Genomic DNA, 25,625 nt, shown 5'->3' with positions numbered 1-25,625 from the left:
AGTAAGGATTCCCCATGACCACCGGTGAGCCCACCACCCAGTCCGTCCAGAGCTACCCGACCGTGCTGACCACGGAAAGCCTTAGCGGCGGGAACGAGGACGTTGTCGACGCAAACGTCAACGTGGTCAACGCCATGTTCGAGGAGTTGCTGGAGGCGGACGAAATCTCCCCGGCCGCGCTGCGCAGCTACTACGTGGACTTCTACCTGACGCAGGCCCTGGCCGGCGGCTTCGCGCAGTACGTCTTTACCGCGCCCGAACGCGAGGAAGTCGATCCCTACGTCCGGGAAGGGCTGGCCGCCATGGGTGCCGCCGCGCACCTGGACCTCTTCAACCGCACAGTGGCCGCCTTCGGTGCCCTGACCGACACCGACGTCGACGCGTACCTCGACGGCGGCAGCGGCTGGACCGCCGAAGGCGACACAGCCGGAGCCGGCACAGACGGCGACGAAGCGGGGGACGCCGTCTCCGACGCCGTTCGCGGCATTGAAGAACTGGACGGGGAATTCGAGTCGGTTCTCGAGACAGAGGACATTGTGGCGCTCAACGCCGCGTGGCTGCGTGGCCAGGCGGACTTGCTGGTTCTTGCCGACGACGACCTCGACGCCCACATTGCCGCTCGGGTGGCCAGGCTTTCCGACCTCGCGGAGCGCCAGGCGGCAGCCGCCGAGGAAGACCTCCTGGACGCGCCGGAGTTCGAACAGATCATCCGGGAACTGTGCGACATTGCCGGCCACAGCCTGGAGCGGATCACCATGGGCGATCCCAACTACGAGCACAACGGGGACACCACCCTCGCTTGGCACTTCACCACGGAACAGGGCGAATTCCTCATGCTGGAAGACGATGACGAGGCGTTCATGCTCAACCCCCGGACCCAGGAAATCCTCGCAGCCGTGGAGTTCGAAGAGGCAACGGAATTTGAAGAGGCCGGCGTCTAAGCCACATTCCCCGGTATGGCCGGCGCCTCCCCCGAAATAGCAGGCGCCGGCCGTACGTCGTGCCCGGCTCGCTGGGCCGGGCGAATCGGAACGGCCGAATTCCCCTTAGTAGCTGCTCGGCGCGGTCTTGATCATCTCTCCGGAGGGCGACACGAGGTACCAGACCCCGCCGACGCCCTGGCCCGTGATGTCTCCCGCGGTCTGATCCTTGGAGTAGTAGTAGATCGGCATCCCGTTGATGGTCACCTGCATCTTTCCGTCAGCCGTAGGAATGGTTCCGATCTTGCCGGTGACGCCGTTCACGGTGGGGGTGGCGGTCGTCGAGGTGACCGGGGGCCACGACGTGAGGCAGGCGCCGGTGCAGGCGCTGTTTCCGGAGTCCTTCGTGTTCTTGGTGAAGAAGTAGACGCTCAGTCCTTGGTCGGCCACCACGATCTGTCCCGCCTTGGACTGGCCCACCGAAAGCGCCGCAGCGGCCATGGACGCGGGCGCCGAGGTCGCTGGCGCGCTGGTCTCTGCGGGAGCGGAGGTGGCCGGCGCGGCCGACGTCGGCGTCGTGGTGGTCGCTCCGCCGCCGCAGCCGGACAGTAGCGCGGCAAGGGCGAAAGCGGACAAGCCAATGCTGAGGTGCTTCTTCATTGCTGCTCCTAGGCTCGAGCCAGCCCAACTCAGAGGCCGGCGCTACCCGATACGACGGCGGGGAGCGCGGAATGGTTCAAGGCGGAGCCGGCAGGTTCATGTTGGGGCTGTCCTGGTGCACACTGAACTATTGGGTCCGCCCGTACGTCATATAGGGGCAGGACAGGAAATCCCGGAAGGTGGGACATGCCGCTGGATGAAGACGTCGTGGCTGCCATTTACCGCGACCACGGGACGGCCTTGAAGCGGTTCGTTCTCAGCGCCTCCCGGGATCCGCAGCTCGCCGACGACGTCGTCCAGGAGACTGTGCTGCGGGTCTGGCAACAGGCGCCCCAGATCACCGGCAGCCTGCGCAGCTATCTGTTTCGGACGGCCCGCAACATCATGATCGACAACTACCGCAAGGCCCAACGGCGCCCCCAGGAAGCCGGCGAACGCGATGTCCCGGACACCCCCGACGGCGCCGGACGCATCGATGACCTGCTCAACAAGGTCCTGATGGAAGAGGCGCTGCTGCGGCTCAGCGCCGAGCACCGCGAAGTCCTTGTTGCCCTCCATTACCGCCGCTACACAGTCCAGGAGGCATCCGCCCAATTGAAGATCCCCAGCGGCACGGTGAAGTCCCGGGCGTTCTACGCCGTGCGGGCCCTTCGGTCAATCCTCGACGAAATGGGGGTTCAGCGGTGAACGGGACCGAGCTGCATCACCTCCTCGGCGCGTACTTGCTCGGCGGGCTGGAGCCGGCCGAGGCCGCAGCCTTCGACCAGCACCTCGCCGTGTGTGCCGAGTGCCGCCGGGAGTTGGACGATCTCGCCAGCCTCCCCGCGCTGCTCGACGCGATCCCGGTGTCCGACGCCGTGGCGCTCACCGCGGCGGCTGCGGCCGCCCACGAGCGGACCTTGGTTCCGCCGGAACCCGTTCCCGTCCCGCGCCGGCTCCTGGACGAGATCGCCGCCCGCCGCCGGAAAGTGCGGCGCCGGTGGACTGCGGCGGTGGCCGCAGCCGCCGCCGCATGCCTGGCGCTGGGGATCATGGCCGCTCCGCTGCTCAACCAACCCCCCAAACCGGACGCGAGCTATTCCGTTGCGGCCAGCAGCGGGATGCAGGTCACGGTGGGGCTGGTCAAGAAAACCTGGGGCACCGAGTTGGCGGTGGACGGCCGCAGCCTGCCTGTCGCCGGTACCCTCTCGGTCTGGGTGAAGGACCGTGACGGCGGCGAGGACCGCGCCTGCTCGTGGACGGCCACGCCTAGCGGCAGGGTCCGGATTACCGGGGCGACGCCGGTGCAGCTGACCAAGATCGCCAGTGTCGCGCTGCGGGACGAACAGCAGAAGACCGTGGCTGTTATCGCCGTGCCGCAGGGTTAGCGCAGTCCAGGTGCCGCAGCCCAGGCGGGAGCGTGCCAGGGCGGGCGCAGGCCCAACAGTCCGCGCGAGCCTACATCTTTGCGAGCTTGGCCCGCACCACCATGTAGATGCCGTAGCAGATCAGCCCGGCACCCACTGCGGCCAGCAAATACACTCCGAACGGCTGCTCCCGCAGGGCTTTCAGGCTGCCGTCGAGCCCGGTTGACTCTTCGGGGTGTGCCGTCACCGTGGCGATGATGATGAGCAGGCCCACCAGCAGCAGGGCGAAGCCCTTGGCCACGTAACCCACGACTCCGACGACCGTCACTGCAGTGCGCGCCTGCGGCTGGGACGGCATGCGCAGGTACTTGACGAAGGACTTCTTGAAGCCCCGGATCGCGTAGACGATTCCCGTGACGGCTACCGCGGCGCCGATGACCACCAGGAGCGCTACGCCGCCCGGTGCCTTCATGAGGCTTACGGTCATATCGGACGTTGACTCGCGGTTGTTGGAACCGGCCCCGGTGGCCACCGACGCGAGCGTCAGCGCGAACACGGCGTACACAACGGCCTGCAGGGCTGCCTTGAGCTTCTTGCCGACCTTTTTCTTGGCCGGGAGGTGCTCGAAGTCGAAGATCGCGTCAGACGTCTGCCAGATGGCCAGCGCAACGCAGGCGGCAAAAGAGGTCCAAAGCAGCAGCGGCCCGGCCGGCTGCTTGGCGAGCTCTTGCACCGCGCCGCTGACGTCGGCCTGGCCCTTGCCGCCCATGGCGAGCCGGATCGCGACCAGCCCGATGAGGAAGTGCAACAGGCCAGACACGGCGAATCCGGCCCGTGCCATCACTTCGAGCGGCTTGGAATTGGTGACGTCCTCGGCGACGTCAGCGGCGTCCTTCATTTCTCGTTTGATGATCGTGTCCTTAGTGCTACCCAGCGCGGTTCGTTCCGTAATCGTGTCACGCCAAACCGTTCAGGAACAGATGCAGGCGGACCCGGGGCGCCTAGATTCGGCGGTAGCTGAGGTCGAAGATCAGGCGCCCGGCTTCGTGCGCCTTGTTCTCGAAGCTGGTCAGAATCCGCCCCTCAAACCGCGGTGCCCAGCCACCTGTCCCGTCGACGCCCTCGTTGGGTCCGGTGTGTTCGGTGCTGACCGGCGCCCGGCCTTCCTTGACGGGCGCGCCGCCCACGCGGGACTCGACGCCGGATTCCCACACCTGGGTCAGGGGGCTGTCCGCACCGGTGCGCTCGCCCCCGTGCAGATTCACGAACTCCGCCGAGCCCGCCATGACCTCACGGACGTGAACGGCGTAGTTGGACCAGTCGGTCGCGATCCGGAAGATGCCGCCGGGCTTGATGGCCCGGGCGGCGAGATCCACGAACTCCGGCTGAATGAGCCGGCGCTTGTGGTGCCGGGACTTGTGCCACGGATCCGGGAAGAACACCCATAGTTCCGTAACGGAGCCGGCAGGGAGCATGGTCGCGAGCACCTCGGGGGCATTCGCCTCCACCACCCGCACGTTGCGCAGTTTGCGGCTGTTGATCTTGATCAAAGTGTTGGCCAGACCGGGGGTGTAAACCTCCACGGCCAGGAAGTCTTTGTCCGGGTTTTCCTCCGCGGCGTGGCACACGGCGTCGCCAAGGCCGGAGCCGATCTCCACAACCAGCGGAGCCGTCCGGCCGAATTCGGCCTCCGCGTCGAACGCATAGTCCGGGTGGACGGAGGTATTGGCGATATGGCGGGGGACTTCAACCGCCCAGCGGTCCGAGTGCTCCTCCCAGGCGGCCTGGCGGCGGCCCTGCAGGCGTGTGCCGCGGCGCACGAAACTGACCGGGCGGCCTCCGTAGGTGCCGAACGAAGCCTGGCTGCCGGGGGTCACGGGGCGCGGCAGCCGGGTCTCTTCAGGGGCGCCGGACTCCGGGTCTGCCGGCGTGCCGGGGGTTTCTGGGGATTCGCTCATCCCTTCCAGAATAGTTGAGTTTGCGCGTCCGGGGCGCCTCCGGCGGATCCCGCGGCCCCCTGAAGAAGGGACTGCGGGCGGGTTGCTGCAAGAATGGGGCGGGTGACCTCAGCTGGGAAAACCGACGAGCAGAACCTTTCGGCCGGCGTTGCTGTCCGGGACGGTTCCGCCGGACCGCCGCGCGCCGCAGCCCGCCGCATGCTCGCGTACATGGCCATCTGCCTGGTCCTGATCGGGCTGAATCTCCGCACCGTGTTCTCGAGCTTCGCGGCGGTACTCCCGGAGGTGACGGCCGACGCCGGGCTTCCGGCCTGGGCGGTCATGGTGCTCACCACCGTGCCGGTGACGCTGCTGGGCGTGTTTGCCCCGCTGGCGCCGGCGCTGGCACGCCGATTCGGCGCCGAGCGGGTGCTGCTCGGTGCCATGGCGGTGCTCACGGCAGGGCTGCTGCTGCGGCCCGTGGAGTTGCCAGCGGCCGGCCATCTGCCGGCCCTGCTGGCCGGAACCGCCGCGTGCGGCGCCGCGATTTCATTGTGCAACGTGCTGCTGCCCGGCGTGGTCAAGCGTGACTTCCCGCACCGCCTGGGCCTCATGGGCGGCCTGTACACCACGGCGATCTGCGCCTCGGCAGCCCTTGGGGCCGGGTTCACATTCCCGGTTTTCCGGGCGACCGGGCAGTGGACAGCGGCGCTCTGGTTCTGGGCGCTGCCGGCCGGCGTCGTCCTTCTCTTGTTCTTGCCGCTGGCGCTTAGGGCCGGTCCCGGCGGCGCGACGCGGCCGGCAGACGGCGTTAGCGTCTGGCGCTCCGCCGTGGCCTGGCAGGTGACTGCGTTCATGGTCCTGCAGGCCATGATGTCCTTCAGCGTCTTTGCCTGGCTGGCCCCGATCTTGCGTGAACGCGGCGTGGACGGCGGCACGGCCGGCCTGATCGTCTCGGCCTCGATTGTGCTGCAGATGCTGGGCTCGCTGTTCGCGCCGGCGCTGGCCACCCGGTTCCGGGACCAGCGCGGCATCAACACGGTGGTGGCACTCATGACCGGCGGAGGCTTCGCGCTCAGCATCTTCGGGCCCCTGGACTTGATCTGGCTGTGGACCGGGCTGCTGGGCCTGGGCCAGGGCAGCCTGACCGCCGCGGCGCTGACCCTGATCATGGTCCGCACCCGCGACGGGCACACAGCGGCCCACCTCTCCGGGATGATGCAGGGCGTGGGCTACGGACTGGGCTCCAGCGGCACCCTCCTGGTCGGCCAGCTCCACCAGTCCACCGGGTCCTTTGCCGCGGCGGGCGTGCTCTTTCTCCTGGTGGGCTCCCTCGCCGCGGTGTTCGGGTACCGGGCCGGACGGGACCGCTTCGTCGGCGACTGACGTTCCGTTGCCCAACAAACACGCAACCGGGCGGTCCGGGATCAGAGGGTGAGGTCCTTGCCCTTCGTTTCCGGGATGGTGAAGACGCAGGCCGCGGAGACGGCGAGCAGCAGCACGGCGTAGACGTTGAACAGCTGCGGCATCTGCACAGTGGTGCCGAGCCACTGCTGCAAGTAAGGCGCGGTTCCGCCGAAGAGCGCCACACAGATTGAGTAAGGCACTCCGACGCCGACGGTGCGGATGCTCGTGGGGAACAGCTCCGCGTACACGGCCGGGACGATCGCGGCGCTGGCGGCGATGAAGATCAGCATGACGGACATGCTGACGGCCAGCTGCCAGGCGGAATCCTTGAGCAGGGCGGTCATCGGAAAGTGCATGATGCCTGCGCCGATCGCACCGGACCACAGCACTTTCTTGCGGCCTATGCGGTCCGACAGCTTGCCCCAGAAGGGGAGTGCCGCGATGAACACGATGTTGCCGATCACGCCGGCCCAGAGGGCCTCGCCGCGGTCGATCTTCAGGGCGGTGGTGGCGTAGCTGGGGGCGACGACACCCCAGATGTAGTAGATGACGGTCAGGCCGACGGTCAAGCCGATCACCTGGAGGGCCTGCTTGCGGTGGCGGACGATCTGCGGCCAGATCGGAGCGCGCTTCTCCGTCGCTGCCTCGCCCTCGAAGACGTCCGTTTCGTGCAGCCGGGACCGCATGATCAGTGCGTAGAGGCCCATGGCCGCGCCGATCAGGAACGGGATGCGCCAGCCCCACGCGTTCATGACTTCGGTGCTCAGGGTCATGTTCAGCACGGCGCCCAGCAGGGTACCGAACAGGATGCCCACCGTGCCGGAGGTGTAGATCAGGGTGGCCCAGAAGCCGCGGTGTTCCTTCGGCGCCATTTCGGACAGGTACGTCTGCGACGACGGCAGCTCACCGCCATGCGCCAGGCCCTGGATCAGCCGGGCGACCAGGAGCATGAACGACGCCCAGGTGCCCACCGCCGCGAAGGTCGGCGCGATGCCGATCATCAGGCTGCCCACCGACGCGAGCCCCACGGCCAGGGTCATGGAAGCCTTGCGCCCGATCCGGTCACCGATCCAACCGAACAGGAAGCCGCCGAAGGGGCGGGCAACGAAGCCGACGGCGAAAATCGCCAGCGTGGACAGCACCGCGGACGCAGGGTCCGACTTGCTGAAAAGCTGGCTGGCAATGAACGGCGTGAACGTGGCGTAAATGGCCCAGTCGTACCATTCGACGGCGTTGCCGATGCCCGTGCCGATGAGCGTCTTGCCGGTGGATGTTCGGGTTGCCGCCGGTGTAATCGCGGTTGCAGTCATGGTCTTCTCCCTCGGGGATGGCAGCTAGGAAAGGGTGGCGGTGGCGGCAAGGTTGGCCGCGGCGGGAGCCTCGGCTGCTGCAAGCGCGGCCAGCCTGGAAATGGCGAGTTCCGCGTAGAGTGCGGCACCGTCAGCCAGCACGCCGTCGTCGAACGTGGCGTACGGGGAGTGATTGAACGCGGAGGTGGCGTGGTCGGCGTCCCGGGGGACGGCGCTCAGCCCGATGAACGTGCCGGGAACCTCGGCGAGAACCCTCGAGAAGTCTTCAGAGCCGCTGAGCGGGGTGGCCCAGCGGGCCAGCCGGGAATCGCCGAACAGACCCTCGATGACATTCTCCGCCGTGTGAGTCTCGTCCTCGTCCGTGATGGTGAGCGGGTACTCCTGCTGGTAGTCGACGTCGACCTCCAGCCCGTGCGCCGCCGCGATTCCCTTCAGCAGGCGCGGCACGGCTTCCATCATCTTCTGCCGGGCTTCCTCGGAGAAGGTCCTGATGGTGGCCTCGATGCGCGCGGTTTCCGGGATGATGTTGCGCTTGGTGCCGGCCTGGAGGACCCCCACGGAGAGGACTACGGGATCGAACATGTTGAACTGGCGGGTGATCATCACCTGGAGGGCGGTGACCATTTCGGCGGCCGCCGTCACGGGATCCTTGGCAGAATGCGGGGCAGACCCGTGGCCGCCGGCACCGAGCACGGTGACCATCAGGCCGTCGGAGGAGCTGAGCATGACGCCGGGCTTGGTGCAGAACGTGCCGTGCGGTTCCAGGGCGGAAAACACGTGCATGCCGTAGGCGGCGTCGACCCGCCGGCCGGCGGCATCCAGCACGCCTTCGCGGATCATGTGGCTGGCACCGTCGAAGCCTTCCTCGCCGGGCTGGAACATCAGGACGACGTCGCCGGCCAGCTGGTGCCGGCGTTCGGCCAGGAGCGTGGCGGCTCCTGCCAGCATGGAAGTGTGGAGGTCGTGGCCGCAGGCGTGCATGGCGCCGTCGATCCGGGACGTGAAGTCAACGCCTGTTTTCTCCTGCACCGGCAGGCCGTCCATGTCCGCGCGGAGCAGCACGGCCGGGCGGGAGCCCGCGCCGGTTCCGGCCGCCTGGCCGCGCAGTACCGCGGTGACCGACGTCGTGTCCTCGCCGAGGGTGATCTCGTAGGGAAGCCCGTCCAGGGCTTTGAGCACCTTTTCCTGGGTCCGGGGCAGCGTCAGGCCAATCTCGGGTTCCCGGTGCAATTCATGGCGGAGCCGGGCAAGGTCCGCCTGCATTTCCCGGGCGTCTGCGGTGATCGGCACGTGTTTCTCCTTGGTGGTCGAAAGGGCTGGGTTGTGATTTTGGTTGGATCGCGTCCGCTGAGGACGTCCTGCGTCTATTCTCAAGTGACATGGTTCACACGCCGTTGAAGGCCAGAAAAAATGCAAAAAGGCGTCGGTAGCGCAGATTTCGTGCATGAATGAGGGAGAGAATGATGGAACTCAGCGAGGATGACCTCGCCCTGATCAACGTCCTGCAGATTGCCCCGCGCCTGAGCTGGGCGGATGCGGCCCAGGTGCTGGGCGTCCATGCCACCACGCTCGCCGCCCGCTGGGAGCGGCTGCTGGCCTCTGGCGTTTCCTGGATCACCGCCCACCTGATCGGCGACCCGCAGCAGATGTGCCTGGCGTTCGTTGCCGTGGATTGCGAAATGAACCGGCGCGAGGAGGTCACCGCCAGGCTCGCCGAGATGCCGGAAATCGTCACGGTGGAGGAAGCGGCCAGCAACCGGGACCTCATGCTGACCGTCATTACGCCCTCCCTGGACGATTTCAGCCTGAGGGTCATCTCGCGGCTGAAGGAGATCGACGGCCTCCTCAAATACCAGACCGCCCTGTGCACCAGGTTGCACGCGAGCGGCGGCTCCTGGCGGCTCAATGTGCTGAGCCGCGCACAGCAGGCCGCCGTGCGGGCACTGGCCGGCCCGGAGGCCACCGGGGTTGCCCAGGCTGCCGCCCGGGAAGCGTTGCCGGAAAGCCACCTGGCGCTCCTGCCGTTCCTGGCCAGGGACGGACGGGCCTCGGCGGCGGACATTGCCCGCGGGCTGGGCAGGCACCCTGCCACCGTCCAGCGCCAGCTTAACCGTGTGCTCGCCAGCGGCATCCTGTCATTCCGGTGCGAGGTGGCCCAGAAATTATCGGCGTTCCCCGTGACCTGCCAATGGTTCGTCAACGTCCCCGCCGGGCGGCACGAGGCAGCCGCCGCCGAGCTGCGGACCATGCGGAACGTGCGGCTCAGCGCCTCCACCACCGGGCCCACGAACTTCGTGATCATCATGTGGCTGCAGTCCCTGGCAGACGTCATGAACATCGAGGTGGCGCTCCAGCAGAAGGTGCCCGGGATCGTGCTCGTGGAAAGCGTCGTCATGCTGAGCACCGTCAAGCGCGTGGGCTGGATGCTGAACCCGGACTCGAGAGCCAGCGGCGCCGTCGTGGTTCCGGCTCAAACGTTCGACGCGGCGACGGTAAAGGCAGGGGTTTCGGACGCCGATCCCAGCCGGCTTTCTTTTGGCCTTGACTCAGGGCAGGCAACGGGCGCAAGGTGATGGCCTGTGGCTGCGGCAGTCCACAGCGTCATCGTGAACCGGGTCCGCGGGGCCCCGACCGACTATTGTCCGTACCTGCTTGACGGAGAACCCCCATGCCAGAGATCGAGATCCAGCACCAAGTCCCGGCCGGTGCGCTATCGACTGCAAGTCCGCGTCCCCGTTGGAGAGCGGTTCTTGTGGCCGTGGTCCTGGTCCTCGCCGGCCTCGTCGGGGTCGCGCCACCGGCCCAGGCCATCTACAACGGGACCATCCTCAGCCCCAACAGATACCCCTGGGCCGTGAGAATCCAGTTTGTCTATCCAGATGGTGCCGTTGCCACGTGCAGCGGCGCCTTGATCAGCTCATATGCGGTCGTCACGGCCGCTCACTGCCTGCATTACAACGGCGGAACGCCACGAAGAGCAGCGGTCACGTTCCACTATGGATCTCACCCCGGGCAATTCACCGTGCCGGTCCCGGTCTTGCAGGGAGGACTGATTGTCCACCCGGGGTTCAACGAGCCCCTGCTCCGGAACGACATCGGCATACTTCATCTGGCGCATCCCGTGACTGAAGCGCCAATCCCCCTGGCCACAGTGAACGCACCGGTGAACACCAGCGTCGTTCTTGCCGGCTACGGCTGTCTGAGCGACCCGTTCCTCAGTCAACAACGCTGCCCTCGTGGCCTGCCGGCGACCCTGGTGGCGATGTCCACGAGAGTTGTCCCCTCCGGATCATGCCCGTCCATCACCGGGGGATGGAGTTTCTGCACCTTCTCGCACGCCAAGTCTGCCAACCACGGCGACAGCGGGGGCCCGGTGCTGCGGACCGAAAACGGCGTCCTGAAGCTTGTCGGGATCATCTCCGCCTACGAAGACCCACCAGCGGCGAAATACCTCGACTTATCGACATCCATCCCGTTCGAGTTGTCCTGGATCCGGGCGACCCACAGCGGAGTCTGAGCGCGACCTCCGATTTCAGCCCAATAGTCAGGAGTTCACGGTCTGCGGAGTTCAGCCCGATGTCGTCGCGGGCCGCGGATAAGGAAGTAACCATGGCCAAGCAGCGCAAGCCTTCCAACCCCAAAACCGCACCCAAGCGGAAAGCCACTCCAGTGACGGTGAAGTGGCTGAAGGAACCGCAGCACCACGACTACCCTGCCGCCGCCTCCTATCTTTCCCTGATCGCCGGTCCCAAAGCTGTGTCCAGGGCGGTCAAGGCGCTTAAAGAGGCGGCGACGGTGACTTTCAAGGCCAAGGACCTGCTGCGTGCAGCGGGGCTGCCGCTGCTGCCCGCCGATGACCCGGATGTTGTCAAGGAACTTTTTCGGGTCAGGGCTGGTACGGCACTTTCGCCATGTTTGGTCATCCGCGGCAGCATCAAGAACGGGACGACCGCGCGGATCGCCGACGGGTACCACCGGATTTGCGCCTCCTATTACCTGAGCGAAGATACCGTTGTTGCCGCCCGGATCACCGGATTCTAGGCAGGATCCGGCGCCCGAGAAGGCCCCGCGGACGCACCCGGGCAACAAACCCACCCGGGACTTTCATCGGTGCGGGGTCTTCTCTGGCTCCGCCGCCTTTTGGGGTGCGGCCGAACCGTCGAAACGCAAACGAGCCGACTCTGCAAGTCAAAAGCATTCTCAGGTGACGATGGTGTGCATACGACGTTGCGTGCCGGCGTCTTCCGTCCTCGTCTAAGCGGCTGACGTTCGTGTGCGGACAGCCGAGGTGTCCCGCTTGCAAGTTCAGCGACGTCCACTAGAATCCGAAACACCGGTGCGCTCCGCTTCCGCCGTCCCGGCCGTGGCTGCTCCCAAGTACCGATCGCAGGGCCATCAGTGTCCGCCAAACCGTCCTTCGATGCAAAGGTTCATGATGTCCGAGGCTCTTCTGTCCCAACCGGGTCCCGTTGCGCACGTAGGCGCCCCGGCCGCTGCCGTGGACGCCCGCGGCCTGTACAAATCCTTCGGCAGCGTCCACGCCGTCAATGGCATCGACCTGACCATCGCCCCGGGTGAGATCGTGGCGTTCCTTGGGCCCAACGGGGCCGGCAAGACCACAACCATCGACATGCTCCTGGGACTGGCCAAACCGGACCGCGGTGACGTGCGGATTTACGGGCACACGCCACGCGGCGCGATTGCGCGCGGACAGGTCTCCGCCGTCATGCAGACCGGCGGGCTGCTCAAAGACCTCACGGTGCGCGAAACTGTGGCCCTGACGGCGTCACTGTTCGCCGACACCCAGCCCGTGGACGATGTGCTGGGGCGGGCCGGGATCGCCGAGATCGCAGACCGCCGGGTGGATAAATGCTCCGGCGGCCAGCAGCAACGGCTCCGCTTTGCCATGGCGCTGGTTTCGGATCCGGGGCTGCTGGTGCTGGACGAACCGACCACGGGAATGGACGTCGAGGGACGGCGTGATTTCTGGGATGCAATCCGATCCGACGCCGCCCGCGGCCGGACGGTGATCTTCGCGACCCACTATCTGGACGAGGCTGACGCCTACGCGGACCGGATCATTCTTCTCCGCCGCGGACGGATCGTGGCAGACGGCACCGCAGCCCACATCAGGTCCCTGGCCTCCGGCCGCACCGTCCGGGCGTCCGTGAGCAACCTCGACCCCGCCGCCGTGGAAGCACTGCCCGGCGTCGACTATGTCGAGGCCCGGACTGATACCGTGATCATCCGCACCAGAGATTCCGATGCCACGGCCCGATACCTCCTCACCCACACCGACGCCAGCGATCTGGAAATCACGTCCCATAATCTCGAAGACGCGTTCCTCTCACTCACGTCCGACGCCGGCGACGCCGACACCCCAGATCTGTCCGGGCGAGCAGAAGAAGGCACCAAATGAACCCGACCCCCACCCCCGCCCCGGCCGGTCTCTCCACGGAACGCCGGGTTCCAGGCTTCGGCGGGTTCAACCGGACGCTGCTGGGCATTGAAATCAAACGCCGTCTCCGGAACTCGCGCACCCTGTTCTTCACCATCGCCTTCCCGATCATCATGCTCATCGCCTTCGGCAGCCAATACAAAGACACTCCGCTTGACCCGGCAGTACCGGTCAGCAACGGCGGCACCTCCGTCACGGCATTCATCATGATCTCCATGGCCGTCTACGGGGCAATGCTGGCCTCCACCTCCGCCGGGGGCGCCGTGGCCATAGAACGGGCCCAAGGCTGGAGCCGCCAGCTGCGGCTCACCCCGCTCACCCCCGCGGCCAACATCGCGGTCAAGATCATCGGCGGCCTGGCCGTCGGACTGTTAGCGGTGCTCGCGACCTTCGCCACCGGAATCCTCCTCGGCGTCCGGATGGAGCTGCACATCTGGATCCTCGCCGGCCTCACCGCCTGGCTCGGATCCCTCGTCTTCACCGCATTGGGCCTGCTCGCCGGCTATCTCGTGCCCTCTGAAAACGTCATGCAGTTCATGGGACCCGTCCTGGCCTTCCTCGCGTTCTTCGGCGGCCTCTTCCAACCCCTGAAAACCATGACCCCGGCCTTGCAGAACATCGGCGTCTGGACACCCACATACGGTCTGGGCGAAATCGCCCGGGCCCCCCTCACGGGCGACGCCTTCAACTGGGCCGCCGCAGGCAACGTTCTGCTCTGGCTCACCCTCTTCGGCACCGGCGCAGCCCTGGCCTTCCGCCGCGACACCAATCGCGTCTAACCAGCCACTTCGGCAACCGATGACCTTGTCTCCAGGAGCCTGGCGGGAGGGCACGCCCACCTCGACGGGCCTTTATCGGCCAGTTTCTGCCGGTTCCACATTGGTCCGGGCAAGGAGGGCTTCCACTACCTCGGCAACGAGGTCTTCCTTCTGACGCATCTTGGCCTCTTCAAGCTGCGCTACTTCCACACGGGCGGCCTGCCATGCGGACCAATGACCGGACACGAGAGCCCACAACGACAGAGCCGAAACATAAACGACCGAGTCCAGCCATCCCATCACCAGGGAAATCGGGATCATGAGGATCCACAGGATCGCCAGCCATCCATTGACCCGCCGCATGAAAACGGGATCACCCTGGACACTCGCCCAAAGACTCTTGATCGGACCCACACCTTCTCCTCACATCTGGGACAGAAGAGATTCTGTCCCCGGGATGTTAGCAGTGGCATCCGAGACGAACCTGAAGATTGACCGCGGCGGACTGACAGGTCAGACCCGGTGCACGGCGTGCCGCGATTCTAAGCTGTGGGATGCTTCCCCTAGGCGCTCTGCACCTGCTTCAGCCTCCGATTGCTACGTCAGGGGCCGCGCCGCCACCCGTCCCGCCCGGACCGGCCTTGACCTCAAGCCGAGTTGAGGTTCTAGGGTTGCGTCCATGTCCCCCGATCAGGTCCCGCCCGTGTCCCGAACCGACCCGCCCGCCCGTCCGAAGTCCGTCCCGGAATCGGCCGGCATTTTTCACCGCAGCTACCTGCTGGTGACACTCGGTGCCTGCGCGCTGGTGTTCCTGGCGGCCTTCGAGTCTTTGGCGGTGACCACCATCATGCCGCTCGTCAGCCGGGAGCTGGATGGCGCGGGCCTCTACGCCTTGGCCTTCGCCGGGCCACTCGCCACCGGGGTGATCGGGATGGTGGCCGCAGGCAGCTGGTCGGACCGCAAAGGGCCGGTGGCGCCGCTCCTGGCCGCAGTGGGCATGTTCGTGCTTGGCCTGCTCATCGCCGGTACCGCCGGATCCATGCCGGTCCTGGTGTCCGGACGGCTGGTGCAGGGACTCGGCGGGGGCGGACTGACCGTAGCCCTGTACGTGGTCATCGCCCGGGTCTACCCGCCGGTCCTGCATCCGAAAATCTTCGCCGCCTTCTCCGCGGCCTGGGTCATCCCGTCCCTGGTGGGCCCGTTCGCGGCCGGCGCCGTGGCGGAACTGGCCGGCTGGCAATGGGTCTTTCTCGGCGTGGTCGGACTCGTGATCCCGGCCCTGTTCCTGACGGCCCCGGCCCTGCGCGGCCTGAACGGAAGATCCGGCGTCGCCGGAGATCCCCCGGCAAACGTGCAGACCGCAGCCGGCGGCCGTCCGCCGGGCGGCCTGGCCAAGTTGGCGCTGGCGGCGCTGGCCGCGCTCGCCGTGCTGGGCCTGAACCTGTCAGCCGCGGTACCTGGGGCCGGGGCGGTGCTGGCGGCTGCCGCCGTCGCCGTCGCACTCCTGGCCGTCCGTCCCCTGATGCCGCGCGGCACGCTGACCGCCCGGCGCGGCCTGCCGAGCGTGATCCTTACCCGCGGGCTCGCGTCCGCAGCTTTCTTCGGCGCCGAGGTCTACCTGCCGTATCTGCTCGTGGAACGTTACGCCTTTCCCCCGACGCTTGCGGGCCTCACGCTCACCGGCGGCGCCATCGCCTGGGCGGCGGCGTCGGCCATCCAGGGAAGGCTGGGGACCCGGCTGGAGCACCGGAGGGCGGTGCGGATCGGTTCGGCCCTCGTCCTTGGCGCCGTCGTGCTGGCCCTCGTGACAACGGTGTTGGCGTGGCCGGCCGCCGTCGCGATCGCGGGATGGATCTTCGCCGGCGGCGGCATGGGCCTGATGTATCCGCGCCTGAGCGTCATGACCCTGGCCCTCTCCACCAAGGACACCGAGGGCTTCAACAGCTCGGCGATGTCCATTTCGGATTCCCTCGGCGGCGCCCTGGCCCTCGCCGGCACCGGGATCGTGTTCGCCGCGTTCGCGACGGCGGCTCCATCGGCGTCGTTTGCCGGCGTCTTCGCGCTCACGGCGGTGATCGGGATCGCCGCCGTGGCCGTCGCGCCGCGCGTCGCCGTCGTACCGGCCGCAGTCAGGTCACCTGTTTAGCGGCGCAGCACCATAAGGGCGCAGCACCGTAGCGGCACGGCACGGCACGGAAGAGGAGCCCCGGCCGGACGATCCGGCCGGGGCTCCTCAGCTCACTTTGTATCAGCGCATGGATCAGGCAGCCGCGCGGGCTTCCTCCTGCGAGCGGACGGCCTTCCATTCCACAATCCGGGCCTGCTGCAGCGGGGTCTTCCGGTTGAAGTGCCAGGCCGCACCCAGCAGCAGGAACCACACCGGGGCCACAAAGAGTGCCAGACGGGTGTCATCGGCCTGCGCCAGCGCCACCAGCATGAAGACGAAGAACGCGAGGACCACGTACGGCATGAAGGCGGAGCCCGGCATCTTGAAGGCCGAGGCCTCGTGCAGGGCCGGGCGCCGGCGGCGGAAGACGATGTAGCTGATCAGAATCATGGACCACACGAACATGGTCAGCACGGAGGCCACGGAAGTGACGATCGTAAACGCGCCGATCACGGAGTCGCCGGAGTAGAGCAGGACAAGACCGGCCAGCAGGAAGATGCAGGAGAACAGCAGCGCGTTCTGCGGCACCTTGCGGACGCTGAGCTTTCCGAATGCCTTGGGCGCGTTCCCGTCCTGGGCGAGGCCGTACACCATCCGGGACGTTGAGTAGATTCCGGAGTTGGCGCTGGAGGCGGCGGAGGTCAGGACCACAAGGTTGATCACCACTGCGGCGATCCCCAGCCCGGCCAGCGTGAACATGCCGATGAACGGGCTGCTGGCGGGGTCGATGGTGCGCCACGGATTGACAGCCATGATGACCACCAGGGCGCCCACATAGAAGAGGAGGACGCGGACCGGGATGGAGTTGATGGCCCGTGGCAGGTTCTTCTCCGGGTCCTTGGTTTCGGCGGCGGCGGTGCCCACCAGTTCGATCCCGGCGAAGGCGAAGATGGCGATCTGGAAACCGAGGACGAAGCCGAACATGCCGTGCGGGAACATGCCGCCGTCGTTCCACATGTTGGCGAGGTTGGCCTCCGCGCCGTTCGGGGACGTGAAGTGGGTGGCGATCATGACCGCGCCGGTGATGATCAGGGCCACGATGGCGACGACTTTGATGATGGCAAACCAGAACTCCGCTTCACCGAACGCCTTCACAGTGGGGAGGTTCAGGAGGATCAGGACCACGGGCGTCAGCAGCGCCGGGATCCACAAGGGCGTGCCGGGCGCGAGCTTGTCCACGTATCCGGAAATGGCGACGATGTCCGCCACCCCGGTAACTACCCAGAAGAACCAGTAGGACCAGCCGGTAAAGAAGCTGGCCCAAGGGCCGAGCAGGTCGCCGGCGAAGTCACTGAAGGATTTGTAGTTCAGGTTGGAGAGCAGGATTTCGCCCATCGCACGCATCACGAAGAACAGCATGAAGCCGATGATCATGTAGACGAAGATGACGGACGGCCCGGCGAGCGAGATGGTCTTGCCGGAACCCATGAACAGGCCGGTGCCAATTGCGCCGCCGATGGCGAGCAATTGGATGTGGCGGTTGCCGAGGGCGCGGGCGAGGTGCGGTTCGCGGTTCACGGCGCCGGAGTCACCGTTGGCTGAGGCGCCAGTGTCAGATTCTGAAATGGCCGGAGCGGCCGAGGTGGTGCGTTCAGACATGAGGCTTCTTCCTTGTCACAGGCGGTCGCAGCGGGCGGGGGTTGCGCAGTGCGGGCCGCACGGATCCGTCAAGGTGTGACGGAGGTAACAGTTTTGGCGGGTAAATCAAGGTTAGGGCCGGTATTTCGTGGCCCCTCGCGTCGCGGCAGCCTCCGCCGTGGGCCCGGCCGGCAGGGGAAGTGCCGTGGCGCTTCCGACGGAACGGAACTCCCGGAAGGCGCGGGAGCGGGTCCGGAGCCCACATCCTTCGCGGGCCCTAGGGAAAATGCGACGTCGGCACGGCCGCCCGCCGCCCGCTCCGGTAGCGCGTTTCCGCGAATCATCCACCCGGGGCGGGTTCGACAACTGTCGACCATCTTAGCTTCAGTTGTCGTCCGCTGTCTTTTGTCACATTTTTTGCGCGGCAACGGTGCGACGACGGCGAACGGAACGGCCCCGCCGTGGGCGGGGCCGTTGGGGGCGCAGTTTTCGGTTCTGCAGGTCAGTTGGGCAGGGATGTTGCCTTCCGATGATTCCTAGGTCATGCGGTGTCGGTGTACGTCCAACCGGGCCAACGGGCGAGGTCGGGTCCAGCCACGTAGCCGTGGTGCCAGTGGTGATCCGGACCTGAGTCGGAAGCGGATGGCCCAGCAATGGATCAGTTCCAAAGCGGTTCAGCGACGGTGTGTGATCCCCGGGAATACTCCCTCGAACGCTGCCCGGCAGCCTACTGTGCGGCCAGGCGCGTGGCCCGCAGCACGGCATCGGTGAGGGACACGGCCTCGCCCTCGGGTCCGACGGCGCTGCGTTGCCGGCTGTCCAGGACCTCGACGCGCCACAGCGGCTCCTCGATCCGAAGCTCCCGGGCCAGGTCCTCGGCGGTGAAGAACTTCTCCGGCGTATGGTGCGCGCCCCACGGAGGCAGCCCGTCGGGGTGATGGCCGACGATCAGCAGCGTCCCGCCGGTCCGGACCGCGGCGGCGGCGAGCTGCAGCGCCTGCTGCCACGGCATCTGGGTGGAATGCAGGAACTGGGCCGTGACGAGGTCGAACAATCGGTCCGGGATCCACGTGGCAAGATCCTGCTGCACCCACTCGATGGTGGCATCCTGGCCCCGCTCCCGGGCGTGGGCGGCCGCACGCTCCAGGGCGACGGCCGAAACGTCCAGGCCGGTCACCGCCCAGCCGCGGGCAGCGAGCCAAATGGCGTCCGCACCCTCGCCGCATCCCAGATCCAGAGCGTCGCCTGGAGGCAGGTCCGCCACCTCCGCGACGAGTTGCGGATTCGGATCTCCGCTCCACATCTTGGGGCGGCTGCTGTACTTTTCATCCCACATCTGGGCCGCGGTGCCCGGCGCCGCATCCGCATCCGCATCCGCGTAGGCGTCGTGCTCGTGGGTGTGGCTCTGGCTGTGTTTTGTCATGGTTTCCCCTCATCGTGGTATTTCGACAGGTTTGGCTGACTGTTTTCCTGCGGGCCGTCGTCGACGGCGGGCGCCACGACGGCGGTGACGAAGCCGGCGGGCGCGGACCGCCGTCGGGTCTCCCGGCCAAAATTCCTGTGCTCCTCAACGGCCAGCCCGAAGGACCCAACAAAGTCGGCCGCGCTCTTCCTGGCCGGGGGAGTGTTGTCGATGCCAAAGGTCAGCGGCTCACCCACGAATCTCGCGGCAGCCCGGGCGTACCGCATGTAGGGCGATCGCGAGGCGATAGTTTCACTAGCGAAGTAGTCAAAGGCCACTATGCTGCCGGCGGCCGTGCCGGCGATCCTGCGCAGTGTTGCCTCGACCGAGTAACGATCCAAATACATGGTCACCCCTTCCCAGAGGAACATCGCGGGCTTGCCGGGGTCGAAGCCGGCCGCCACGATCTTCTTCATCCAGTCCTCGGTCTCGAAATCGGCGGACACGTAAGTGGCCAGGCGGGTCGACAGGCCCGCTTTCTCGAGCATCGCGAGTTTGTGGGCCTGCGTCCGGGGCAGGTCGATTTCAAAGCAGCGCACACCGTCCTCCGGCGACACCCTGAACGACCGGGTGTCGAATCCCGCCCCGAGGACCACAAGCTGGTCAATGCCGGCCAGATGCCGCTGGAGGGCGGCATCGTAGTAGCTGGTCCGTGCTGTGGACTGGTGGCGCATCGGGGCCCGCCCCTGATACGGATAGCGGTAGATCTTGGGGACGAAGCCGGTCAGCAGGTGTCCCACGAGCGTGGGGGCGGTCTCCAGCCGGAACCCCTCCGGGGATACCTTCGGCATGACCGTCATGAGCCGGGCCGCAGGCTCATCCGGCCTCGTCCCCAGCCGGTGCTGCATGTAGCGCGTGTAGAGGGTGGCAAACACTGTCGCCGAAACGCCCGCACGCCGGCTGTAGTTAAGCAGCCGCGGGACAGCGGCGACGTAGCCCGCAGCCCCTACTGGCAACAGCGCCACTTGGATGGCCCGGAAGAAGCCAGCGACGAGAATTCCCGGCATCGTCCCCCGTCTCCTCTCGTCACTTTGCCCGCCCACCATGCTCCTCCGGGACGCAAAGGTGGTCAATACAAGGTCAATACACGCATGGGGCCTCCCTGAGAACGCCGCGCAGGCCCAGGGATACGCAAAAATCACGCCCCGGAAACGAATCCGAAACCTGTGTCGTGAATGCTGGGCACAAGAGGTTGTACACGGGGGAAGGGCAATGATCATGGACGTTGACGAAGCACGGAAAATCCACAGCTCTGCCGAGTTGAACGTGGGGGACGAGATCGAGGCCTGGCACAACGGCAAGCTCTTCCATCGGGGCCCGGTAACCCAGACCGTCACGGGGGTGGACCTGTTCTGGATCCTGGATGCCCGGACGGGAACCCGCCGCCTCATAGACGCCGAGGCGCTCGTGATCCTGCGGCCGGCCGGCCCCAGCCCGGCCGCAGGCAAGTCGCCCGCGGCGTCACGGCCGCCCGTCCACACAACCACTCACACCTCCAAGGACGCAGCTTCCCGGTCCGCCCACATGCCGCTGTTCCAGGCACCCAGCCTGGCGGGCTAGGGACTGGGCCGGCGGCCCGGATACGGGCCCCGGCCCTGCCGGATGGTAGGCTAGTGGAACTTGATGTGCAGTGATGCCCACTTTTGATTCGGTTGACCGGCCTCGGTCCGTCAACCGGGTCCCTGCCGGATTCCTTCGGGAATCCGCACGCAGGCAGTGGGATTTTTTCATGTGAGAGGCACATCCTGCGTCGATGAACGCGTTCCATTTGGTCCCGGCGGCCGCTTGCTGAAGTTTGGCAACAGCCCGGTTGATCACCTGACTTTTCTTCGGCGAACCCTTGAGCCAACCGGCATCGGGGGCCGATATCCGCACGGATACCGCCTGAAAGACCTTGAAACACATGACTACATTCGCTGCCCTCGGCACGCCCAAAGCACTTGCCGACACCCTGACCGCCCAGGGGATCGTGGAGCCCTTCCCGATCCAGGTCAAGACACTCCCTGACACCCTTTCCGGACGCGACGTCCTGGGCCGCGGCCGCACCGGCTCCGGCAAGACCATCGCATTCGCCATCCCGCTTGTGGCACGACTCGCCGAGCGGGAAGCCAAGCACTTCCGCAAGCCCGGCCGCCCGATGGGCCTGGTCCTGGCTCCGACCCGCGAGCTGGCAACACAGATCAACGCGACCATCGAGCCGATGGCCAAGGCCATGGGCCTGACCACCACGGTGATCTACGGCGGCATCTCCCAGGCCCGCCAGGAAAAGGCCCTGCGCGCCGGCGTCGACATTGTCATCGCCTGCCCGGGCCGCCTGGAGGACCTGATCCGTCAGCGCATCCTGACCCTCGAAGCAGTCGAGATCACCGTCCTGGACGAGGCCGACCACATGGCTGACCTTGGCTTCCTCCCGGTGGTTAAGAAGCTCATGGACATGACCCCCACCCAGGGCCAGCGCCTGCTCTTCTCCGCCACCCTGGACAACGGCGTGGACAAGATCGTCCAGCGCTACCTGTCCAACCCGCTGACCCACTCGGTGGATGACCCGCAGGCCGCGGTGACCACCATGGAACACCACGTGCTGGTGGTCAACGACCAGACCGTCAAGAAGCAGCTGATCGTCGAGCTCGCTTCCGGTGCCGGCCGCCGCGTGCTCTTCATGCGCACCAAGCACCACGCCCGCAAGCTGGCCAAGACCCTGACCGACGCCGGCATCCCCGCCGTCGATCTCCACGGCAACCTCTCGCAGAACGCCCGTGACCGCAACCTGGCCGAGTTCTCCTCCGGTGACGTCCGCGTCCTGGTGGCCACCGACGTCGCGGCCCGCGGCGTCCACGTCGACGACGTCGAATTGGTCATCCATGTGGATCCGCCCACAGAGCACAAGGCGTACCTGCACCGCTCAGGCCGCACGGCCCGCGCCGGCTCCGACGGCACCGTGGTCACGCTGACCCTGCCCGAGCAGCAGTCCGACGTCAAGAAGCTGATGAAGGCTGCCGGCGTCGAAGTCAACTTCGAGCGCGTCACCGCCAACTCCCCGCTGGTTGCAGAACTGGTCGGCGAAATGGCCGACAAGATCGATCCGCGCACCCGCGCCGCGCTGCTGGCCGCGAAGGCCGCACAGCACGGCGGCGGTAGCTCCACGGGTGCCAACGCCGAGCGCAAGCGCGCCCGCCGCACCACCCAGGCTGCACCCACCGCGGGTGGCCGTGGTGGCCGTGGCGGTCGCGGACGCGTCGGAGCCGAGGCTCCCCGCACCGATCTGCCGCGCGCCGAGCGCCGCGCTGTCGCCTATGAAGGCCAGGCTGCTGCCCGCAACGCTGCAGAGCGCGTCGCGGAGAAGAACGAGGATCGCGCCGAGGCCGAGCGCGCCGAGCGCCGGAATGCGCGCGGCCGTGGCCGCACCACCGCTTACGCGCACCACAACGATGTTCCGGCAGCCGGCGGCCGTGCCGCGGCCGGCCGCGGTTCGGACGGACGCGCCGCCGAGGGACGCAGCGACGCCCGGGGCGCTTCGGCCCCCCGCAGCGGAGCACCCCGCTCCGGTGGCGCTCCCCGCACCGGCGGCGCCCCCCGCGCCGGCGCTTCGACTGGCGGCCAGCGTAGCGGCCGCCCGGCAACCGGCCAGCGCGCAGCTGCCGGCGCCAAGTCCGGCGGAAGCAAAGCCGGAGGCAGCGCGGCTGTCTGGTCCTCCAACACTGGTGGCACTTCGGGCGGATCCTACGCAGGCGGCGGCAACGGCCGCTCCAGCGAAGGCCGTCCGGCCCGCAGCGGCGGCCCGCGCCGCGCGTCGGCTCCGGCCTCGAACGAACGCCGCAGCCGCTAAGGTTTCGCTTGCCGGCTACTCAAAGTAGCCGGTGACGCGCAAAATGCCGGTCGCTGCGGGAATTCCCTCTGCGACCGGCATTATGCGCAGCGCAATCTGCGAAGCGCAGCGCCAGTTACCAGCCTCGGACGCGCCACTCTTCCAGGTGCGGGCGCTCGGCACCAAGGGTGGTGGGCTTGCCGTGGCCCGGGTGCACCACGGTGTCATCCGGATACACGTCGAACAGCCGCTCGCTGACATCCGTGATCAGCTGGGCAAACCGCGCCGGATCCTTCTGCGTGTTGCCTACTCCTCCCGGGAACAGCGAATCGCCGGAAAAAATGTGTGCCGGCCCCGCGGGGTCTTGGTACACGAGGGCGATCGAACCCGGAGTGTGGCCGCGCAGATGCACTGCCGTCACGTCGAAGCCGTCGAAGTTGCCGACGTCCCCGTGATCCAGCAGTACATCCACCGGCACCGGAAGCTCCGGGGCATCCTCTGTCCCGGCCGCGGTTTTCACACCCGTGGCTTCCACCAGGCCCGGCAGCGCCCGAACGTGGTCCCAGTGCTGGTGGGTGGTGGCAATCAACGCCAGCTTCGGCGTCGCGGAAGTATCCGCAGCGGCGTCCGCTAGCAGCCCCTGGATGGCGGCCAGATCATCGGCCGCATCGATCAGGAGCTGCGCGCCGGAGGCCTTGGCCGTGAGCAGGTACACATTGTTGTCCATCTCGCTGACCGAAATCCGGCGGATGGTGATGTCACGTAACGAGTGAATAAGCGAGTCCATGGGCTTCAGTCTACGGAGGCGCTATTCACGGCCCTGGGACACCCAGGTGGGGTCCGCCGAACGGGAGCCGACGACGGCGTTCGCTGCGGCGTCGAGCGTCTTCAGTTGCGCTGCGGTGAAGCCGAGCGCCAGGGCGCCCAGGTTTTCGTCGATCCGGGCCGCCTTGCGCGTGCCGGGGATGGGGACCACAGGCAGCCCCAGCTTCCGGCCCTGCGCGAGCAGCCAGGCCAGCGCCACCTGGGCGGGAGTTGCAGCCCGCCCGGCAACGCTCAGTTCCGCGGCGACCGCCCGCACGGCGGCCACCACACCCTGGTTGGCGCCCGCAGCGTCCGCGGCGAAGCGCGGGATATTGCGGCGGAAGTCGTTGCTGCCCAGCGTCGAGGCGTCCACGGTGCCGGTGAGGAATCCCCGGCCCAGCGGCGAATAGGGCACAAAACCCACCCCGAGTTCGGCGGCGGCGGGAACCACGTTCCGTTCCACGTCGCGGCTCCAGATGGACCATTCGCTCTGGACCGCGGCGATCGGGTGGATGCTGCTGGCCTCGCGCAGCTCCTCGGCCGTCACCTCTGACAGGCCCAGGTGCCGCACCTTGCCGGCCTGCACCAGCCCCGCCATGGCCTCCACGGTTTCCACTATCGGAACGCGGAGGTCACGGCGGTGCACGTAGTACAGGTCGATCGAGTCGGTGCCCAGCCGTTGCAGGCTGCGGTCCACCGCCTGTTTCACGTAAGCGGCATCGCCGCGGATGTCCGTGTAGCCCGCTGCGGGATTGCCCACGAGGCCGAACTTGGTGGCCAGTTGGACTTCGCCGCGGCGTTCCTTGAGCAACCGGGCAATCAGCTCCTCGTTGCTGCCGCCGCCGTAGATGTCCGCCGTGTCGATAAAGCTGACACCGGCATCCACCGCGTGATGCAGGGTCCGCAGGGCCTCCGCCGGGTCCACCTCGCCGTACACAGGGGTCAGGGCCATGCCGCCGAACCCCAGCGGGCTGACCAACAGGCCGTCGCCAAGCTGGACTCCTGCTGCATTCACTGTTGCTGCATTCATGGGGATCTCCATTCGCGCACTGAGAAGTTCGGAGTAGTTCCGTCCCTGGCAAGAACCCCGGGGTGTGCGCGGCTATTCCGACGTTCCCGCCCGGTTGCCGCCCGCGGACGGGGGGCGGCCATGGCGTGCCGCCCGCAAGGACCCCCTTCCGGGGGGACTAACTGGGCGGGAGCGCCGGGGACGCCCCGGACTTCCCGGATTTCCCGGCCGGCAGGAGCTTCAGGCCCGCCGCGCAGCCGACGATCCCCGCGATGAAAAACAGTTTGAGCGGGCTGGCCGGTTCGACGCCGGTGGCCATCGCCCAGCCGACCGTCAGTGCGGCGCCGATCCCCACCCAGACGGCGTAGGCGGTGCCGAGCGGAATCCGTTTCACGGCGATGCCCAGCCCCACCATGCTGAGGGTGGCCGTCACGGCGAACACGAGGGTGGGCAACGGCTGGGTGAAGCCGTCGGAGCGGCCCAGGGCCGTGGCCCAGACCGCCTCCAGCACGGCGGAGGCGAGCAGGATGAGCCAGGCCAGCGTGGTGGCCGGCGCCTTGCCTGTCGTTTTCAGTGTGCGGTTCGCGGCCATGGTTATGCCACCAGCTTCAGGCCGGCCACGCTCGCGGCAATCCCGCCGAGCAGCAGGATCCGCGCCGCCGTCGCGCGCTCAACTTTGGCGATCATCGCGTAGCCGGATGTCAGGACGACGCCGACCCCCACCCACACGGCGTAGGCCGTTCCGGTGGGGATGGACTGCATGGCGACGGCGAGGCCCCCGGTGCTGGCGAGGACCGAACCGAGGAAAACGAATGCCGGGACCAGTCGGCGGCGGCCGGTGACCTGGGCGGTCCGGTGCAGGGCGGCGGCCCAGACGGCCTCCAGCGCCCCGGAAAGAATGAGTATTAACCACGACATGACAGCTCCTGTGGCCAGTCTTGTCGCGTGCCGGGTACTGAACCGTCGTCCGGAGGCCCGGAAGTGGGGGCCTTGGCCCCCAAGTC

The 25,625-nt window shown here is 67.2% G+C and carries 25 protein-coding genes and 1 riboswitch; of the genes, 12 read left to right on the top strand and 13 right to left on the bottom strand.

Annotation, left to right across the window (positions count from 1 at the left end; translation table 11 throughout):
- Positions 1 to 14 precede the first annotated feature (14 nt).
- The gene (locus AC1DKQ_RS08520) at positions 15 to 941 is read left to right on the top strand and encodes a DMP19 family protein (protein ID WP_476918701.1); all 927 of its coding nucleotides are present in this window, start codon (positions 15 to 17) and stop codon (positions 939 to 941) included.
- 105 nt (positions 942 to 1,046) lie between these two features.
- Here AC1DKQ_RS08520 and AC1DKQ_RS08515 read toward each other — a convergent pair whose 3' ends face one another.
- A complete protein-coding gene (locus tag AC1DKQ_RS08515; RefSeq protein WP_476918700.1) occupies positions 1,047 to 1,580 on the bottom strand; it encodes a COG4315 family predicted lipoprotein in 534 nt (177 codons plus the stop codon).
- Positions 1,581 to 1,766: 186 nt separating this feature from the next.
- On the opposite strand from AC1DKQ_RS08515, the gene AC1DKQ_RS08510 reads away from it, so the two are divergent.
- Together AC1DKQ_RS08510 and AC1DKQ_RS08505 are read left to right on the top strand one after the other, a co-directional pair.
- Complete coding sequence (locus tag AC1DKQ_RS08510; protein ID WP_476885451.1) at positions 1,767 to 2,267, top strand: sigma-70 family RNA polymerase sigma factor; 501 nt, start codon at positions 1,767 to 1,769, stop codon at positions 2,265 to 2,267.
- Positions 2,264 to 2,947 (top strand): anti-sigma factor family protein, encoded by a 684-nt coding sequence (locus tag AC1DKQ_RS08505; RefSeq protein ID WP_476885450.1) that lies wholly within the window; start codon positions 2,264 to 2,266, stop codon positions 2,945 to 2,947. Before AC1DKQ_RS08510 ends, AC1DKQ_RS08505 begins: the two co-directional genes overlap by 4 nt.
- Before the next feature lie 70 nt (positions 2,948 to 3,017).
- Here the strand turns inward: AC1DKQ_RS08505 and AC1DKQ_RS08500 are convergent, their stop codons facing one another.
- Positions 3,018 to 3,824, bottom strand: coding sequence for a DUF1206 domain-containing protein (locus AC1DKQ_RS08500; protein WP_476885449.1), 807 nt, complete (start codon positions 3,822 to 3,824; stop codon positions 3,018 to 3,020).
- Between the two features lie 103 nt (positions 3,825 to 3,927).
- Positions 3,928 to 4,884: a tRNA (guanosine(46)-N7)-methyltransferase TrmB gene (gene trmB, locus AC1DKQ_RS08495; protein WP_476918699.1), complete on the bottom strand. Its 957-nt coding sequence runs from the start codon at positions 4,882 to 4,884 to the stop codon at positions 3,928 to 3,930.
- A 102-nt stretch (positions 4,885 to 4,986) separates the two neighbouring features.
- Here trmB and AC1DKQ_RS08490 point away from each other — a divergent pair, with 102 nt between their 5' ends.
- Entirely contained in the window at positions 4,987 to 6,249 is a 1,263-nt protein-coding gene (locus tag AC1DKQ_RS08490; protein WP_476885447.1) for an MFS transporter, read from the top strand.
- A 41-nt stretch (positions 6,250 to 6,290) separates the two neighbouring features.
- On the opposite strand, the gene AC1DKQ_RS08485 is transcribed toward AC1DKQ_RS08490, so the two are convergent.
- The gene (locus tag AC1DKQ_RS08485; RefSeq protein WP_476885446.1) at positions 6,291 to 7,580 is read right to left on the bottom strand and encodes an MFS transporter; all 1,290 of its coding nucleotides are present in this window, start codon (positions 7,578 to 7,580) and stop codon (positions 6,291 to 6,293) included.
- Positions 7,581 to 7,604: 24 nt separating this feature from the next.
- Positions 7,605 to 8,870 (bottom strand): M20 metallopeptidase family protein, encoded by a 1,266-nt coding sequence (locus AC1DKQ_RS08480; protein WP_476885445.1) that lies wholly within the window; start codon positions 8,868 to 8,870, stop codon positions 7,605 to 7,607.
- Between the two features lie 173 nt (positions 8,871 to 9,043).
- Here AC1DKQ_RS08480 and AC1DKQ_RS08475 point away from each other — a divergent pair, with 173 nt between their 5' ends.
- From AC1DKQ_RS08475 to AC1DKQ_RS08455, 5 genes are all read left to right on the top strand, one after another.
- Positions 9,044 to 10,153 carry an Lrp/AsnC family transcriptional regulator gene (locus AC1DKQ_RS08475; RefSeq protein WP_476918772.1) on the top strand — a complete coding sequence of 370 codons (1,110 nt, stop codon included), beginning with the start codon at positions 9,044 to 9,046 and terminating at the stop codon, positions 10,151 to 10,153.
- 95 nt (positions 10,154 to 10,248) lie between these two features.
- Entirely contained in the window at positions 10,249 to 11,097 is an 849-nt protein-coding gene (locus AC1DKQ_RS08470) for a S1 family peptidase (protein ID WP_476885444.1), read from the top strand.
- Positions 11,098 to 11,189: 92 nt separating this feature from the next.
- The gene (locus tag AC1DKQ_RS08465) at positions 11,190 to 11,621 is read left to right on the top strand and encodes a hypothetical protein (RefSeq protein ID WP_476918698.1); all 432 of its coding nucleotides are present in this window, start codon (positions 11,190 to 11,192) and stop codon (positions 11,619 to 11,621) included.
- Between the two features lie 394 nt (positions 11,622 to 12,015).
- Entirely contained in the window at positions 12,016 to 12,999 is a 984-nt protein-coding gene (locus AC1DKQ_RS08460) for an ABC transporter ATP-binding protein (protein ID WP_476918771.1), read from the top strand.
- Positions 12,996 to 13,817: an ABC transporter permease gene (locus AC1DKQ_RS08455; RefSeq protein WP_476918697.1), complete on the top strand. Its 822-nt coding sequence runs from the start codon at positions 12,996 to 12,998 to the stop codon at positions 13,815 to 13,817. Before AC1DKQ_RS08460 ends, AC1DKQ_RS08455 begins: the two co-directional genes overlap by 4 nt.
- 72 nt (positions 13,818 to 13,889) lie before the next feature.
- Here AC1DKQ_RS08455 and AC1DKQ_RS08450 read toward each other — a convergent pair whose 3' ends face one another.
- Positions 13,890 to 14,210 (bottom strand): hypothetical protein, encoded by a 321-nt coding sequence (locus tag AC1DKQ_RS08450; RefSeq protein ID WP_476885441.1) that lies wholly within the window; start codon positions 14,208 to 14,210, stop codon positions 13,890 to 13,892.
- A 265-nt stretch (positions 14,211 to 14,475) separates the two neighbouring features.
- Between AC1DKQ_RS08450 and AC1DKQ_RS08445 the strand changes: the two genes are divergently transcribed.
- Positions 14,476 to 15,942 (top strand): MFS transporter, encoded by a 1,467-nt coding sequence (locus AC1DKQ_RS08445; RefSeq protein WP_476885440.1) that lies wholly within the window; start codon positions 14,476 to 14,478, stop codon positions 15,940 to 15,942.
- A 114-nt stretch (positions 15,943 to 16,056) separates the two neighbouring features.
- Here AC1DKQ_RS08445 and cycA read toward each other — a convergent pair whose 3' ends face one another.
- The 3 genes from cycA to AC1DKQ_RS08430 form a co-directional block, all read right to left on the bottom strand.
- The gene (gene cycA / locus AC1DKQ_RS08440) at positions 16,057 to 17,562 is read right to left on the bottom strand and encodes a D-serine/D-alanine/glycine transporter (protein WP_476918696.1); all 1,506 of its coding nucleotides are present in this window, start codon (positions 17,560 to 17,562) and stop codon (positions 16,057 to 16,059) included.
- 706 nt (positions 17,563 to 18,268) lie between these two features.
- Positions 18,269 to 18,964: an SAM-dependent methyltransferase gene (locus AC1DKQ_RS08435; protein ID WP_476918695.1), complete on the bottom strand. Its 696-nt coding sequence runs from the start codon at positions 18,962 to 18,964 to the stop codon at positions 18,269 to 18,271.
- Positions 18,961 to 20,010 carry a class I SAM-dependent methyltransferase gene (locus AC1DKQ_RS08430; RefSeq protein WP_476918694.1) on the bottom strand — a complete coding sequence of 350 codons (1,050 nt, stop codon included), beginning with the start codon at positions 20,008 to 20,010 and terminating at the stop codon, positions 18,961 to 18,963. Before AC1DKQ_RS08430 ends, AC1DKQ_RS08435 begins: the two co-directional genes overlap by 4 nt.
- Before the next feature lie 211 nt (positions 20,011 to 20,221).
- Here AC1DKQ_RS08430 and AC1DKQ_RS08425 point away from each other — a divergent pair, with 211 nt between their 5' ends.
- On the top strand, positions 20,222 to 20,563 hold the full coding sequence (locus tag AC1DKQ_RS08425; RefSeq protein ID WP_476885436.1) for a hypothetical protein: 342 nt from the start codon (positions 20,222 to 20,224) through the stop codon (positions 20,561 to 20,563).
- A gap of 343 nt (positions 20,564 to 20,906) precedes the next feature.
- A complete protein-coding gene (locus tag AC1DKQ_RS08420; protein ID WP_476885435.1) occupies positions 20,907 to 22,829 on the top strand; it encodes a DEAD/DEAH box helicase in 1,923 nt (640 codons plus the stop codon).
- A 115-nt stretch (positions 22,830 to 22,944) separates the two neighbouring features.
- Here the strand turns inward: AC1DKQ_RS08420 and AC1DKQ_RS08415 are convergent, their stop codons facing one another.
- From AC1DKQ_RS08415 to AC1DKQ_RS08400, 4 genes are all read right to left on the bottom strand, one after another.
- On the bottom strand, positions 22,945 to 23,595 hold the full coding sequence (locus AC1DKQ_RS08415) for an MBL fold metallo-hydrolase (protein ID WP_476918693.1): 651 nt from the start codon (positions 23,593 to 23,595) through the stop codon (positions 22,945 to 22,947).
- Between the two features lie 21 nt (positions 23,596 to 23,616).
- Entirely contained in the window at positions 23,617 to 24,642 is a 1,026-nt protein-coding gene (locus AC1DKQ_RS08410; protein ID WP_476918692.1) for an aldo/keto reductase, read from the bottom strand.
- Positions 24,643 to 24,799: 157 nt separating this feature from the next.
- Entirely contained in the window at positions 24,800 to 25,213 is a 414-nt protein-coding gene (locus AC1DKQ_RS08405; protein WP_476918691.1) for a DMT family transporter, read from the bottom strand.
- Positions 25,214 to 25,215: 2 nt separating this feature from the next.
- On the bottom strand, positions 25,216 to 25,539 hold the full coding sequence (locus AC1DKQ_RS08400; RefSeq protein ID WP_476918690.1) for a DMT family transporter: 324 nt from the start codon (positions 25,537 to 25,539) through the stop codon (positions 25,216 to 25,218).
- A 9-nt stretch (positions 25,540 to 25,548) separates the two neighbouring features.
- A riboswitch (guanidine-III (ykkC-III) riboswitch) is annotated at positions 25,549 to 25,616 on the bottom strand.
- Positions 25,617 to 25,625: the final 9 nt, after the last annotated feature.

This window comes from Arthrobacter sp. 05L421 (assembly GCF_056397785.1).
This window is presented reverse-complemented; position numbering and strand designations above follow the sequence as displayed.

What these genes read in the sequence shown, in the direction of transcription:
- AC1DKQ_RS08415 (WP_476918693.1), bottom strand. Translation starts at nt 23,595, where the DNA reads ATGGACTCGCTTATTCACTCGTTACGTGACATCACCATCCGCCGGATT.
- AC1DKQ_RS08410 (WP_476918692.1), bottom strand. Translation starts at nt 24,642, where the DNA reads ATGAATGCAGCAACAGTGAATGCAGCAGGAGTCCAGCTTGGCGACGGC.
- AC1DKQ_RS08420 (WP_476885435.1), top strand. Translation starts at nt 20,907, where the DNA reads ATGACTACATTCGCTGCCCTCGGCACGCCCAAAGCACTTGCCGACACC.
- AC1DKQ_RS08515 (WP_476918700.1), bottom strand. Translation starts at nt 1,580, where the DNA reads ATGAAGAAGCACCTCAGCATTGGCTTGTCCGCTTTCGCCCTTGCCGCG.
- AC1DKQ_RS08400 (WP_476918690.1), bottom strand. Translation starts at nt 25,539, where the DNA reads ATGTCGTGGTTAATACTCATTCTTTCCGGGGCGCTGGAGGCCGTCTGG.
- AC1DKQ_RS08510 (WP_476885451.1), top strand. Translation starts at nt 1,767, where the DNA reads ATGCCGCTGGATGAAGACGTCGTGGCTGCCATTTACCGCGACCACGGG.
- AC1DKQ_RS08485 (WP_476885446.1), bottom strand. Translation starts at nt 7,580, where the DNA reads ATGACTGCAACCGCGATTACACCGGCGGCAACCCGAACATCCACCGGC.
- AC1DKQ_RS08520 (WP_476918701.1), top strand. Translation starts at nt 15, where the DNA reads ATGACCACCGGTGAGCCCACCACCCAGTCCGTCCAGAGCTACCCGACC.
- AC1DKQ_RS08435 (WP_476918695.1), bottom strand. Translation starts at nt 18,964, where the DNA reads ATGACAAAACACAGCCAGAGCCACACCCACGAGCACGACGCCTACGCG.
- AC1DKQ_RS08445 (WP_476885440.1), top strand. Translation starts at nt 14,476, where the DNA reads ATGTCCCCCGATCAGGTCCCGCCCGTGTCCCGAACCGACCCGCCCGCC.
- AC1DKQ_RS08470 (WP_476885444.1), top strand. Translation starts at nt 10,249, where the DNA reads ATGCCAGAGATCGAGATCCAGCACCAAGTCCCGGCCGGTGCGCTATCG.
- AC1DKQ_RS08460 (WP_476918771.1), top strand. Translation starts at nt 12,016, where the DNA reads ATGTCCGAGGCTCTTCTGTCCCAACCGGGTCCCGTTGCGCACGTAGGC.
- AC1DKQ_RS08475 (WP_476918772.1), top strand. Translation starts at nt 9,044, where the DNA reads ATGGAACTCAGCGAGGATGACCTCGCCCTGATCAACGTCCTGCAGATT.
- AC1DKQ_RS08425 (WP_476885436.1), top strand. Translation starts at nt 20,222, where the DNA reads ATGGACGTTGACGAAGCACGGAAAATCCACAGCTCTGCCGAGTTGAAC.
- trmB (WP_476918699.1), bottom strand. Translation starts at nt 4,884, where the DNA reads ATGAGCGAATCCCCAGAAACCCCCGGCACGCCGGCAGACCCGGAGTCC.
- AC1DKQ_RS08430 (WP_476918694.1), bottom strand. Translation starts at nt 20,010, where the DNA reads ATGCCGGGAATTCTCGTCGCTGGCTTCTTCCGGGCCATCCAAGTGGCG.
- AC1DKQ_RS08405 (WP_476918691.1), bottom strand. Translation starts at nt 25,213, where the DNA reads ATGGCCGCGAACCGCACACTGAAAACGACAGGCAAGGCGCCGGCCACC.
- AC1DKQ_RS08465 (WP_476918698.1), top strand. Translation starts at nt 11,190, where the DNA reads ATGGCCAAGCAGCGCAAGCCTTCCAACCCCAAAACCGCACCCAAGCGG.
- cycA (WP_476918696.1), bottom strand. Translation starts at nt 17,562, where the DNA reads ATGTCTGAACGCACCACCTCGGCCGCTCCGGCCATTTCAGAATCTGAC.
- AC1DKQ_RS08455 (WP_476918697.1), top strand. Translation starts at nt 12,996, where the DNA reads ATGAACCCGACCCCCACCCCCGCCCCGGCCGGTCTCTCCACGGAACGC.
- AC1DKQ_RS08500 (WP_476885449.1), bottom strand. Translation starts at nt 3,824, where the DNA reads ATGAAGGACGCCGCTGACGTCGCCGAGGACGTCACCAATTCCAAGCCG.